Below are 12,060 nucleotides of genomic sequence, written 5' to 3'. Positions count from 1 at the left end.
CCCCCGATGACCCCGATCTTCATGCCTTAACCCCAGCTCCCCGCGCCTTTTCCGCATTCGGATCGAGCGGCCAGCGCGGCCGCGCCGCGAAATCGAGCGGATCGCTATGCCCCTCCAGAAAACGCTCGGCGCCCGCCCAGCCAATCATTGCGGCATTGTCGGTGCACAGCCAGAGCGGCGGTGCGAAAAACGGCAGGTCGTGCTCGGTGGCCAGCGCCTCGAGCGCGGTGCGGATCGTCCTGTTGGCGGCAACGCCGCCCGCGACGACGAGCGCGGTCGCGCCCGCGGCATGACCGATCGCACGGCGCGTGCGGTCGATCAGGCAATCGACCACCGCCTGCTGGAATGAGGCCGCGATGTCCTCGGTGCGATGCACGCCCGCGTCGCGCGCGCGCAGAACCGCGCTCTTGAGGCCCGCGAACGAGAAATGCGGCTCGGCGGTGCCGACCAGCGGGCGCGGCAGCGGCACCGCGCGCGGATCGCCGTCGAGCGCGGCCTTTTCGACCGCGGGGCCGCCGGGAAAGCCGAGGCCGAGCAGCTTGGCGGTCTTGTCATAGGCCTCACCCGCGGCATCGTCGATCGTCGTGGCAAGGCGGCGATAGGCGCCGACGCCCTCGACGAAGAGCAACTGGCAATGCCCGCCCGAGACGAGCAGCAGCAGATAGGGGAATTGCAGCTCGGCGTCGGCGAGCCGGGGCGAGAGCGCATGGCCTTCCAAGTGGTTGATCGCGATCAGCGGCTTGTCGGCGGCGAGCGCGAGCGCCTTGGCGGTGACCAGTCCAACCATGACCCCGCCGATCAGGCCCGGCCCCGCGGTCGCGGCGATCGCGTCGATATCCTCGAGCCCGACACCCGCTTCCTCGAGCGCGGCAGCGACCAGCGGTTCGAGCGCCTCGACATGCGCGCGCGCCGCGATCTCGGGAACGACACCACCATAAGGACGATGCGCCGCTTCCTGCCCCGCAAGCTTGTGCGACAGGATTCGCCGATCGGTGTCGATCACCGCCGCCGCGGTCTCGTCACAACTCGATTCGATGCCGAGGATGAGTGCCATTGTGCCTTTTCTCTAGTGCGGTTCGTCGCTAGCACAACCCGCCATGACCTCGCTCCCCGATACGATGAAGCTCGGCACGCGCGGATCGCCGCTGGCGATGACGCAGGCCAATATGGTGCGCGATGCGCTGATTGCAGCCCATAGCCTGGCGCCGCGCGCGATCGAGATCGTCCCGATCAAGACCAGCGGCGACAAGATCCAGGACCGCGCGCTCTCCGAAGTGGGTGGCAAGGCCTTGTGGACCAAGGAACTCGACCGCGCGCTTGAGGACGCGCGAATCGATTTCGCGGTGCATTCGATGAAGGATGTCGAGACGATCCGCCCGTCCGGTATCGTCATCGCGGCGATGCTCGAGCGCGCTGATGTGCGCGACCGGCTGATCGGCGCCGAAAGCATCGCGGCGATTCGCGCCGATGGGCGTGTCGGCACAAGTTCGCCGCGGCGTGCGGCGCAGATGCTGCGCGCGCGGCCCGATCTGGAGATCGTGCTGTTCCGCGGTAATGTCGCGACACGGCTCGAAAAGCTCGCGCGCGGCGAGGCGGACGCGACCCTGCTCGCCGCCGCCGGATTGGACCGGCTCGGCCAGCCGCAGATCGGCCATGCGATCGAAGTCGAGGAAATGCTGCCCGCGCCGTCGCAGGGCGCGGTGGGGATCGAATGCCTTGCCGATCGTAGCGAGTTGCGTGCCTTTCTGGGCACGATCGATCACCGCGACACGCATCTGTGCGTCGCGACCGAGCGGCTGCTGCTTGCGCATCTTGGCGCCGATTGCCGTGCGCCCGTGGCGGCGTTGGCGCTGCGTGAAGGCGAGGAGATCTGGCTGCGCGCTGAAATCCTCGACAGCCACGGGCGCGAGCATGTGACGGGCGAGGCACGTTTCCGGATCGGCGATGACGATGCGGTCGCTGCACTCGCGACATCGCTGCTGGACCGTGCGCAGCCGGCGTTGCGCTCGTTGTTCACAGGATGAGCAGGCCGCTGCTCGTGCTGCGCCCCGCGCCCGGCGATGCGGTGACGCTGGCGCGCGCCGCCGTGCTGGGGCTCGATGCGATCGCGGTGCCGCTGTTCGAGATCGTGCCGCTCGCTTGGAGCGCGCCCGATCCCGCCGGCTATGACTCGCTGATGGTGACGAGCGCCAATGCGGTGCGCCACGGCGGCCCCCAGCTGGCACTCTATGCGGGCCTGCCCGTCTATGCCGTGGGCGAGGCGACCGCCGCCGCGCTCAAGGCGGCGGGTTTCGGCGATATCCGCGTGGGACCGGGCGATGCGATCGGGCTGATCCAGCTGATGGCGCGCGAAGGTGTGATGCGCGTGCTGCATCTGTGCGGCGAGGACCGGCGCGAGCCCGATCCTGGCGGCATCGCGATCGATCGGATCGGGGTCTATGCCGCGCGTACGATAGCCGACCCGCCGGGGCTGACGGAGGCGCTGGCAAGGAAACCCGTGGCGATGGCGCATTCGCCGCGCGCAGCCGCAAGACTGGCGCAATTGGCGACGGATCGGGGCGCAGTCGCGATCGCCGCGATCAGCACCAACGCCGCCGAGGCCGCGGGCGCCGGGTGGGGTGCGGTCGCCATCGCCGAGGCGCCCACCGATCAGGCTTTGCTGGCGATTGCCGCGCGCATGTGCAAACAAGAGCAGGACAATTCGAGGGACGGGCCGCAATGAGCAGGGATTATGTACCGATCGAGGGTGACGCAAAGCCCACGCGCGCCTTCAGAAACGTCATCATCGCCGTCGTCATCGCTTTTCTCGCCGGGCTGGTCGCGATGGGCTGGTTCCTCAAGAGCTGGAACGGTGGCACCGATCTTTTCGGGCGCCAGGCTCCCGCGCCGAAGAACGAGGCAGTGGCGGCGCTCGATGGCAGGATCGATCCGCAGGGCGCGGTTGCAGCGCGCCCGGGTGAACGCGCGGTGATCGACCCGCGCGCCGCCGACGAGATCACCGCGCGTGTGCGCGACCTCGAGCAGCGCATGGCGCAGATCAGCGTCAGCGCCGAGGCCGCCTCGGGCAATGCCGCGCGCGCGGAAGGGCTGCTCGTCGCCTTTGCCGCGCGCCGCGCGCTCGATCGCGGTGTGGCGCTCGGCTATATCGAGGGACAGCTGCGCGAGCGCTTCGGCGACAGCCAGCCCCGCGAGGTGGCGACGGTGATCGCCGCGGCGCGCCAGCCGATCACGCTCGAAGAGCTTCAGATCAGCCTCAACGAACTCGGCCCCGAACTCGCGGGTGGCGGCAGCAATGCCAGCTGGTGGGACGGCTTCCGCCGCGAAATGGGCGAGTTGTTCGTGATCCGCAAGGCCGGCACTCCGTCGCCCGCCCCGAGCGAAAGACTGACCCGCGCCAAGCGACGCCTTTCGGGCGGGCAGGTCGACGCCGCGCTCGCCGAGGTCGCGCGCATGCCCGGCCGCGCCAGGGCCGAGAACTGGATGGCCGCGGCCAGGCGCTATATCGAGGCGCGCCGCGCGCTCGACGCGATCGAGACCGCCGCGATCCTCTCCCCGCGCACCGCGCGCCTGCCCGAGCCGACGCCCGCTCCCGTGCCCGCAGCGCCTCCCGCTGAACCGCAGGCGGCTCCGGAGTCCGAACCAGCCACGCCGACCACCTAACGGATCAGCGCGCCGCCCTTCATTACCACGGGCGACTTTTCGAGCAGCGCGATATCGGCGGTTGGGTCGCCGTCGACCGCGATCATGTCGGCATAGCGCCCGGGTGCGATCGCGCCGACATCCTTCTGCCAGCCGAGCAGGTCGGCGGCGACCGTGGTCGCCGACTGGATCGCCTGCATCGGCGTCATGCCGAAGCGGACCATATAGGGGAACTGGCGCGCATTGAGCCCGTGCGGATAGACTCCAGCATCGGTGCCATAGGCGATTTTCACGCCTGCCTTGACCGCCTTGCGGAAGCCCTCGCGCTGCGCTTCGGTTGTCTCGAGATTCTTGCGCAGGTGCCCCTCGGGCCAGCCCTCCTTGCGGCCGATCGCGTCGATGTAATCGCCATTGTAGATGTCCATGACGAGCCAGGTCCCCTGGCGCCTGGCGAGCACGATCCCCTCATCGTCGATCAGCGAGGCATGCTCGATCGAGCGCACCCCCGCGCGGATCGCGGCCTTGACCCCCTCGGCGCCGTGCGCATGCGCCGTAGCGTAGCTCTTGTGGGTCGCGGCCTGCTCCGTGACCGCGCGGATCTCGTCCTCGGTCATCTCCATCTGGCCGGGCTCGGTGCCCTCGGCGAGCACCGCGCCCGTCGCGATCATCTTGATGCTGTCGACGCCGTGCTGGAACAGATAGCGCGTCTTGAGCTTCGCATCATGGGCGTCGGCATAGACGCCGACGCGCATGTCCGCGGGCACCGCCACATCGGGCGCGAAGCCCGTCACCTCGCCGCCGCCGCCGGGGACGGTGATATAGGCGCCGACGACATTCATCCGCGGTCCCGGCACGCGCCCCGCATTGATCGCATCGCGCAACGCGACATCGGTGAAGGCGCGGAAACAGCCGACATCGTGGACCGTGGTGAAACCAGCGAGCAGCGTCTTGCGCGCATTCTCGGCACCGACCAGCGCGATCTCCTGCGGCGAATGGAGCAGCGGTTCGGCGACATTGCTGGTCTGGCCCCAGTCGGCCAGATGCGTGTGCATGTCGATCAGGCCCGGCAGCACGGTCTTGCCCGACCAGTCGATCACCTCCGCGCCAGCAGGAGGAGCCGACCATGGCTCGACCGCGACGATGCGATCGTCCTCGATGCGGATGCGCTGATCATTGAGCACGCGCCCGCGCTCGACGTCGACCAGCCGTCCCGCATGGACATAGACGGTCCCCGCAAACGCCGGCCCGGTCGCCACAAGGAACAGTGCCACCCCGAACCCCGCCCTGAAAAAGCTCCTCATCCGCCCCTCTTTCCGTTGACGTTAGCGTAAGCATGTCTAGTCTGGTCCAACTGAAACCAAGCCAGGCCAATGTGCAAGGGAGAGACGCGTGCCGGGACCGCTGGAGGGAATTCGCATCGTCGAGATGGCGGGGATCGGGCCGGGGCCCTTTGCGGCGATGATGTTGGCCGATCACGGCGCAGAGGTGATCCGCATCGAGCGTGCGGGTGCGAAGGATCCGCGCGCCGCACGCGATCCGCTGCTGCGCTCGCGTCGCGTGATCGCGCTCGACCTCAAATCGCCCGCGGGGATCGCCGAGGTGCGCGATCTGGTGCGTTCCGCCCACGGGCTGATCGAAGGTTTCCGGCCCGGCGTGATGGAAAGGCTGGGATTGGGCCCCGAGGTGCTGATGGAGGACAATCCCGGGCTCGTCTATGGCCGCATGACGGGGTGGGGACAGACCGGACCCTTGGCGCACGTCGCGGGGCACGACATCAACTATATCGCGCTGTCGGGCGCGCTTAACGCCTTTGGCCGCAGCGGCGAAAAGCCGACACCCCCGATCAACATGGTCGGCGATTTCGGCGGCGGCGCGATGATGCTCGTCTTCGGCATGCTCGCGGCGCTGCTCCACGTCCAGCGCGGCGGCAAGGGGCAGGTGGTCGACTGCGCGATGACCGACGGTTCGGCGCTGCTGATGGCGATGATCTGGGGCTTCCGCGCGCAGGGCATGTGGGGCGGCGGGCGCGGCGGAAACCTGCTCGATACCGGCGCGCATTTCTACGACACCTACGCCACCGCCGACGGCAAATGGGTCTCGATCGGGTCGATCGAACCGCGATTCTATGCGCTGCTGCGCGAAAAGGCGGGGCTGACCGGGGATCCCGATTTCGACGTGCAGATGGATTCGCGCCACTGGCCCGCGCTCAAGGCGAAACTGACGGCGTTGTTCCTCACTCGCACGCGCGATGAGTGGCGCGCGCTGATGGAGGGCACCGATATCTGCTTCGCGCCCGTGCTCGATTTCGACGAGGCGGTGGCGCACCCACACAATGCGGCGCGCGGCACCTTTGTCGAGGCGGGCGGGGTGGTTCAGCCCGCCCCCGCGCCGCGCTATTCGGGGCTCGCACTCACCCCGCCGCGCATGGCGGAGTGAACGGCACTCAACCGATGTCGAACTTCACGCCCTGCGCGAGCGGAAGGCTATCGCTGTAGTTGATCGTGTTGGTCGCGCGGCGCATATAGTTTTTCCACGTGTCCGAACCCGCGGCGCGGCCACCGCCCGTTGCCTTCTCGCCGCCAAAGGCGCCGCCGATCTCGGCGCCGCTCGTGCCGATATTGACGTTGGCGATGCCGCAATCGCTGCCCGCCGAGGACTGGAAGCGCTCGGCCTCGCGGACGTCGCGCGTGAAGATCGCCGAGGACAGCCCTTGCGGCACGCCGTTCTGGAGCGCGATCGCCTCCTCGAAATCCGAATAGGCGAGTACATAGAGGATCGGCGCGAAGGTCTCCTCGCGCACGATCTCGGTCTGCGCGGGCATCTCGACCAGCGCAGGGCGGACATAATAGCCCTCACCCGGCAATTCGACGCGCGCACCGCCCCAGACCGTGCCACCCTGATCGCGCGCGACGTCGAGGGCCGCCTGCATCGCGTCGAAGGCGCCCTGATCGATCAGCGGGCCGACGTGATTCGCCTCGTCGAGCGGGCTACCGATGGCAAGCGAGCCGAACGCCGCCTTGAGCCGTGCAACCAGCGTGTCCTTGAGCGATTCGTGCACGATCAGGCGCCTGAGCGAAGTGCAGCGCTGCCCCGCGGTGCCTGCGGCGGCGAAGGCGATGCCGCGCAGCGCGAGGTCGAGATCGGCCGAGGGTGCGACGATCGCGGCGTTGTTGCCGCCGAGCTCGAGGATCGCGCGCCCGAACCGGCCGGCGACACGAACCGCGACGTCGCGCCCCATGCGTGTGCTGCCCGTCGCGCTCAGCACGGGGACGCGCGCATCCTCGGCAAGCAGCACGCCAAGTTCGGCGCCGCCGATCAACGTCTGGACGAGATGCGCGGGCGCCCCGCCGAATTCAGCCACCGCCCTTTCAAACAGCAAGGTGCACGCGATCGCGGTGAGCGGCGTCTTTTCGGACGGCTTCCAGATCGCCGAATTGCCGCAGACCAGCGCGACCATCGTTCCCCAGGCCCAGACGGCGGCGGGGAAATTGAACGCGGTGATCTGGCCGAACACGCCCATCGGGTGCCAGCTTTCGAGCAGCTTGTGGCCGGGGCGCTCGGTGGCAATGACAAGCCCGTGGAGCTGGCGCGAAAGCCCGGTGGCGAACTCGCAGATATCGATGACTTCCTGCACCTCGCCGCGCGCTTCGGTCAGGATCTTGCCGCACTCCAGGCTGATGATCCGCGCCAGCGGTTCCTTGTGCGCGCGCAACAGGTCTCCATAGATTCGCACGAGCTGGCCGCGCTGGGGCGCGGGGACGTCGCGCCAGGCGCCAAAGGCGGTCTCGGCGCGCGCGATCGCTGCATGCCCATCGGCGAGGCTGTGCTGCGTAAGCCGCGCAAGCGCGCTGCCGTCGACGGGGGAATAGCTGACAAGCGCCTCGCCCGCGGCGGCGGGGAGGGCGATGCCCATTTGAGCGAAGAGCGCAGCGACGCCCGCAGGGGTTTCGGAGTCGTGGGTGAGGGCCAAGGGACGGGCTCTTTCGAAACAGGGAAGCGTTGCCCGCGCATATAGTGCAGCGGGGCGCGCTTGGCGACACGCGCGGCGTTTACGCGTCGCGTTTGTCCTCGTCGGGCGCCGTTACGCGCGTCGCCTCGGCCGCATCGCGCGCCTGCGCCTTGCGACGCCTCAGATTCTGCCGCAGCGCCTCGGCCAGCCGCCGTGCGCGTTCGTCATCCGCCTTGCCCATGCCCCGTTTCCAAGCAGATCGCGCAGCGGGCCGCAAGCACGCCTTGACGAACGCCCACGCATTCGCCATAGGCCGCCACCTGTCCGCGGTTCCGCGAGACGTGCTGCCGTAGCTCAGTGGTAGAGCGCATCCTTGGTAAGGCTGAGGTCGTGAGTTCAATCCTCACCGGCAGCACCATTTTTCTGACATAGCGATGAAGGCCCGCCCGCCCCGGGCGCTTGGGCATGGCCGGTGCACAAGAATCATATTGGCTGCGCAACGGTTTAATGTTATGTGATCATGTAACATAACCGGAGGAGGATGCCATGCGCCGTCGCCACACCGCCGTTGCCGCGCCCGCCCAGCCGCCGTTGCTCAAGGATCTCAACACCACGCCGCTGATCGACGTGATGCTGGTGCTGCTGGTCATGTTCATCATGGTGATCCCGATCCAGCTCCACAAAGTGCCCGTCGACCTGCCGGGCGAGGGCAAGCCCGACGTGGCGCGCCCCGTACATCGGCTCGACATTACCGCGGGCAACGCGCTGCTGTGGGACGGCCAACCGCTAAGCGAGGCGGCGCTGCCCGCACGCCTTTCCGCCATTACGCGCGATCCCGCCCAGCCCGTCCTCCACGTCGCCGCCGATGGCGCGGCACGCTACGAGGTCTTCGATCGCACGCTCGCGACGGTGAAACAGGCGGGCATCACGCGATTGGGGATGGTCGGCAACGGGCGCTATCTAGAGAGTCTGGAGGCACGGTAGACGTAAGCGGGTATCAGCTTTTTGACGCGATCGCGGTCGCACGATCCTCCCCGTTACGGGGAGGTGGCAGCCCGGAGGGCTGACGGAGGGGCTGCGCGGAATTGGCGGGTTTTACGCCAGCCCCTCCACCACGCTTCGCGTGGCCCCCCTCCCCGTACCGGGGAGGATCCGGACGGCAGCTAACCAGCCCATAAGCGGTCCGCGCGCCCCAAATCGCGTTACAGCGACGTCCATCATACCCTGATAGCCCTAATTGTACCGGTGTATCAGGTGGGCGCGGAGTAGGACATAACTGGCGACAGCAAGCAGCATCGCACCAAGACCATGCGCCGCGACCCAGAAAATGAAGGATGCCGGCTCGCCGGCGAAGGTGACATCTGGATGGTGCCCTCGACCTATGGGCTCTATTATGCCTCGGCCGAGTGCTACGAGCGTACGCCAAAGATAATAGATCGCTCCCCCTGCGCAAATGCCTATCTGGAGGATTGCCTTTGCCCGACTTCCTTTCGCCTCCCTCAGGGCATCATCGGTGGATGCTTGCGGCCATTTCTTCATATGAAAACAATAGCGACAGGTGTGTGGTCAACTAGTTAAGGCCGCCGTCTCCAAAGACAGATTTCCACTTCACAGCAGCCCCTCGCAAGCACCCGCGAAGGCGCAAGCACGCTAGAGGCTTGCGCGACGCGCCCTCCATTCGGCCGCACTCTGCGCCCAGCAATCGACGCGTTCGGCCTCGAAGGGTGCGGGGAGCGCGGTCGGCCCCCTGTTAGTCGCGCCCAACCGCTCGGCGAGGCGGATCGAGGCGGTGTTGTCGGGGTTGATGCAGTGGATCACCTCGTCCCAGCCGAGCTGGTCGAAGGCAAAATCGATGCTGGCGATCGCTGCCTCGCGCGCATAGCCCTTACCACAGAATTCGCGTGCGATGCCCCAACCGACTTCGGTGCCCGGCCAGTCTTCGGGCTGCCACGGGCCGACGCGGCCGACCCAGCGGCCGCTTTCGCGCTCGACCAGCGAAAACATCGCGAAGCCGCGGATATGCCAGGCACCCGCCATCGCGCACAGCCCGCGCCAGGCGGCGGCGCGCGGCACGGCACCGCCGAGGAAGCGCATCGTCTCGGGATCGGCGTGGAACGCTGCCCAGCCCTCGAAATCCTCGCGCGCGGGAGGGCGCATCACGAGATGCTCGGTGACCAGCATGGGACCGCCCAATGTCATGACCAATCCCCTGAAATGCGTGGAAACAGCGTCTTAGCACCGGACGCCGAGCGGCGGCAAGCCGGGCGGCTTTACCTCCGCCCACGCCCGGCCTAGCCTTTGCCCCTGACCATTGGAGGCGGCGCATGAGCGGAATCATTCCCTATCTGACCATCGCCGACGGGCGCGCGAGGGAGGCGGTCGGCTTCTATCAGCAGGCGTTCGGTGCCGAACTCGTCGAGACGCACGACGCCGATGACGGCAAAAGGCTGATGCACGCGCATCTGCGGCTCAACGGCGGCGAGCTGATGCTGTCCGACGATTTTCCGGAGTTTCACGGCGGACAGAGCAGCGCCGGGCCGGGCGGCGCGCGGCTGCACCTTGCGGTCGACGATGCCGACCAGGTGTGGGACCGCGCGGTGGCGGCGGGCGCCGAGGTGACGATGCCGCTCGCCGACCAGTTCTGGGGCGATCGCTACGGCCATATCCGCGACCCGTTCGGCCAGCTCTGGTCGATCGGCGCGCCGATCCGGAAATAATATCAGGCGGCGAAACGCCCCTGAAGTTCGAGCATCGCTATCGCCGCCTTCGCTGCCTCCCCGCCCTTGTCCTTTTCCTCACGTTTGGCGCGCGTCAGCGCCTGCGCCTCGTTCTCGACGGTCAGGATGCCGTTGCCGATCGCGATGCCGTCGAGCGTCAGCGCCATGATACCGCGCGCGCTTTCGTTGGAGACGACCTCGAAATGATAGGTCTCGCCGCGGATGACCACGCCGATCGCGACATAGCCGTCATAGCGCCCGCTCTCCGCGGCGAGCGCAATCGCAGCGGGGATTTCGAGCGCGCCCGGAACCGTCACAGTCTCGTGGTGATGCCCCGCCGCCTCGAGCGCGGTGCGCGCCCCGTCGAGCAGCATGTCGTTGAGATGGTCGTAGAAGCGCGCTTCCACGATCAGGAACTTCGCCATGTCGTTCAGGCCCTTCCGCAATCGATCGGGCGCTCTCCAACGATGGAAAGGCCATAGCCGTCAAGCCCCACCAGCGTGTGGTGCGTGTTTGTGAGGATGATCATGTCCTGCACGCCGAGCTCGTTCAGGATCTGCGCGCCAACACCGTAATCGCGCAATTCCTCGATATCGGGCGCGGGCAGGCCGGCCTTGCGCTGGACCGCGTAGGTGAAAGGCGCATCGGTCTGCTTGTTGATGACGACGACGACGCCCGCGCCCTCTTCACCGATCATCTCCATAGACCGGCGCAGCATCACGCCGCGATCGCCTTCCTCGCCGAAGACGTCGGCAAAGGTCGACAGCACGTGCATGCGGACGAGCGTTGGCTTGTCGGGATCGACGCGCCCCTTGAGCAGCGCGACCTGTTCGGTGCCCGTCGCCTTGTTGTGAAAGGTCATTGCGGTCCATTCGCCTCCCCAGCGGCTGGTGAACTTCGCCTCGGCCTTTTTCTCGACGAGATGATCATGCTGGCGGCGATAGGCGATGAGGTCGCGGATCGTGCCGATCTTGAGTCCATGTTCCTGCGCGAACTCGACGAGATCGTCCATCCGCGCCATCGTGCCGTCGTCCTTCATGATCTCGCAGATCACACCCGAAGGATTGAGTCCCGCGAGCCGGGAAACGTCGACGGCGGCCTCGGTATGGCCCGCACGCACGAGCACACCACCCTCGCGTGCAACGAGCGGGAAGACATGGCCAGGGGTCACGATATGCTCGGCTCCCTTGGAGGAATCGATTGCCACCGCCACGGTGCGCGCGCGGTCCGCCGCCGAAATGCCCGTGGTGACGCCGTCGCGCGCCTCGATCGAGACGGTAAAGGCGGTTTCGTGTCGTGTGCCGTTGTTGCGACTCATCAGGTCGAGCCCGAGTTGGTCCACGCGATCCTTGGAGAGCGACAGGCAGATCAGCCCGCGGCCATGTTTGGCCATGAAATTGATCGCGTCGGGCGTCGCCATCTGCGCGGGGATGACGAGATCGCCCTCATTCTCGCGATCCTCGTCATCGACAAGGATGAACATGCGGCCGTTGCGCGCCTCGTCGATGATCTCCTCGATCGGCACGAGCGCCGGAGTCGCTTCGCGCTGGATCAGGTATTTTTCCAGCTTCTTCAACGTCTCGGCAGTGGGGTTCCAGTCCGAATCATCGAGGCTGCGCAGCGAGTTGGCATGGAGCCCGGCCGCGCGGGCGAGGCCGGAGCGGGAAATGGCGCCATCGGCGACGAGGTCGCGGAGGCGCTCGATCAGTTGCGTGCTCATGCGCCAGCGGTATCACATTACAATGTGATCGACCA

At 67.3% G+C, this 12,060-nt stretch carries 13 protein-coding genes and 1 tRNA gene; 7 read left to right on the top strand and 7 right to left on the bottom strand.

All coding sequences use genetic code 11. The annotated features are described in order from the left end of the window. Window positions 1–19: 19 nt before the first annotated feature. Window positions 20–1,054, bottom strand: coding sequence for a tRNA (adenosine(37)-N6)-threonylcarbamoyltransferase complex transferase subunit TsaD (tsaD, locus tag AC3WJD_RS04985; RefSeq protein ID WP_492745082.1), 1,035 nt, complete (start codon window positions 1,052–1,054; stop codon window positions 20–22). Between the two features lie 43 nt (window positions 1,055–1,097). Between tsaD and hemC the strand changes: the two genes are divergently transcribed. Genes hemC through AC3WJD_RS04970 form a run of 3 tightly spaced genes read left to right on the top strand, consistent with a single transcriptional unit; the run spans window position 1,098 to window position 3,660 of the window. Then, complete coding sequence (gene hemC / locus AC3WJD_RS04980; protein ID WP_492745080.1) at window positions 1,098–2,024, top strand: hydroxymethylbilane synthase; 927 nt, start codon at window positions 1,098–1,100, stop codon at window positions 2,022–2,024. After that, entirely contained in the window at window positions 2,021–2,722 is a 702-nt protein-coding gene (locus tag AC3WJD_RS04975; RefSeq protein ID WP_492745078.1) for a uroporphyrinogen-III synthase, read from the top strand. The genes hemC and AC3WJD_RS04975 overlap by 4 nt, the downstream gene beginning before the upstream one ends. Next, entirely contained in the window at window positions 2,719–3,660 is a 942-nt protein-coding gene (locus AC3WJD_RS04970) for a hypothetical protein (RefSeq protein ID WP_492745076.1), read from the top strand. Before AC3WJD_RS04975 ends, AC3WJD_RS04970 begins: the two co-directional genes overlap by 4 nt. Here the strand turns inward: AC3WJD_RS04970 and AC3WJD_RS04965 are convergent. Further along, window positions 3,657–4,940 carry a Xaa-Pro dipeptidase gene (locus AC3WJD_RS04965; RefSeq protein ID WP_492745074.1) on the bottom strand — a complete coding sequence of 428 codons (1,284 nt, stop codon included), beginning with the start codon at window positions 4,938–4,940 and terminating at the stop codon, window positions 3,657–3,659. The genes AC3WJD_RS04970 and AC3WJD_RS04965 overlap by 4 nt on opposite strands. 88 nt (window positions 4,941–5,028) lie before the next feature. On the opposite strand from AC3WJD_RS04965, the gene AC3WJD_RS04960 reads away from it, so the two are divergent. Next, window positions 5,029–6,075, top strand: coding sequence for a CaiB/BaiF CoA transferase family protein (locus AC3WJD_RS04960; RefSeq protein WP_492745072.1), 1,047 nt, complete (start codon window positions 5,029–5,031; stop codon window positions 6,073–6,075). Window positions 6,076–6,082: 7 nt separating this feature from the next. Here the strand turns inward: AC3WJD_RS04960 and amaB are convergent, their stop codons facing one another. Together amaB and AC3WJD_RS04950 are read right to left on the bottom strand one after the other, a co-directional pair. Beyond that, a complete protein-coding gene (gene amaB, locus AC3WJD_RS04955) occupies window positions 6,083–7,609 on the bottom strand; it encodes an L-piperidine-6-carboxylate dehydrogenase (protein WP_492745070.1) in 1,527 nt (508 codons plus the stop codon). Window positions 7,610–7,688: 79 nt separating this feature from the next. Further along, complete coding sequence (locus AC3WJD_RS04950) at window positions 7,689–7,829, bottom strand: hypothetical protein (RefSeq protein ID WP_492745068.1); 141 nt, start codon at window positions 7,827–7,829, stop codon at window positions 7,689–7,691. A 102-nt stretch (window positions 7,830–7,931) separates the two neighbouring features. Here AC3WJD_RS04950 and AC3WJD_RS04945 point away from each other — a divergent pair. Next, window positions 7,932–8,006: transfer RNA gene (locus AC3WJD_RS04945), tRNA-Thr, on the top strand. Between the two features lie 128 nt (window positions 8,007–8,134). Then, on the top strand, window positions 8,135–8,572 hold the full coding sequence (locus AC3WJD_RS04940; protein WP_492745066.1) for an ExbD/TolR family protein: 438 nt from the start codon (window positions 8,135–8,137) through the stop codon (window positions 8,570–8,572). Window positions 8,573–9,238: 666 nt separating this feature from the next. Here AC3WJD_RS04940 and AC3WJD_RS04935 read toward each other — a convergent pair. Then, window positions 9,239–9,787: a GNAT family N-acetyltransferase gene (locus tag AC3WJD_RS04935; protein WP_492745064.1), complete on the bottom strand. Its 549-nt coding sequence runs from the start codon at window positions 9,785–9,787 to the stop codon at window positions 9,239–9,241. Window positions 9,788–9,912: 125 nt separating this feature from the next. Here AC3WJD_RS04935 and AC3WJD_RS04930 point away from each other — a divergent pair, with 125 nt between their 5' ends. Further along, window positions 9,913–10,305, top strand: a complete 393-nt coding sequence (locus AC3WJD_RS04930) for a VOC family protein (protein WP_492745062.1) — start codon at window positions 9,913–9,915, stop codon at window positions 10,303–10,305. A gap of 2 nt (window positions 10,306–10,307) precedes the next feature. Here AC3WJD_RS04930 and ribH read toward each other — a convergent pair whose 3' ends face one another. Then, window positions 10,308–10,730, bottom strand: coding sequence for a 6,7-dimethyl-8-ribityllumazine synthase (gene ribH / locus AC3WJD_RS04925; protein WP_492745061.1), 423 nt, complete (start codon window positions 10,728–10,730; stop codon window positions 10,308–10,310). A gap of 5 nt (window positions 10,731–10,735) precedes the next feature. Further along, window positions 10,736–12,025: a 3,4-dihydroxy-2-butanone-4-phosphate synthase gene (gene ribB, locus AC3WJD_RS04920; RefSeq protein ID WP_492745059.1), complete on the bottom strand. Its 1,290-nt coding sequence runs from the start codon at window positions 12,023–12,025 to the stop codon at window positions 10,736–10,738. Window positions 12,026–12,060: the final 35 nt, after the last annotated feature.

It is taken from the genome of Sphingobium sp. FW306-1B-F04DB (genome assembly GCF_058781925.1).
This window is presented reverse-complemented; position numbering and strand designations above follow the sequence as displayed.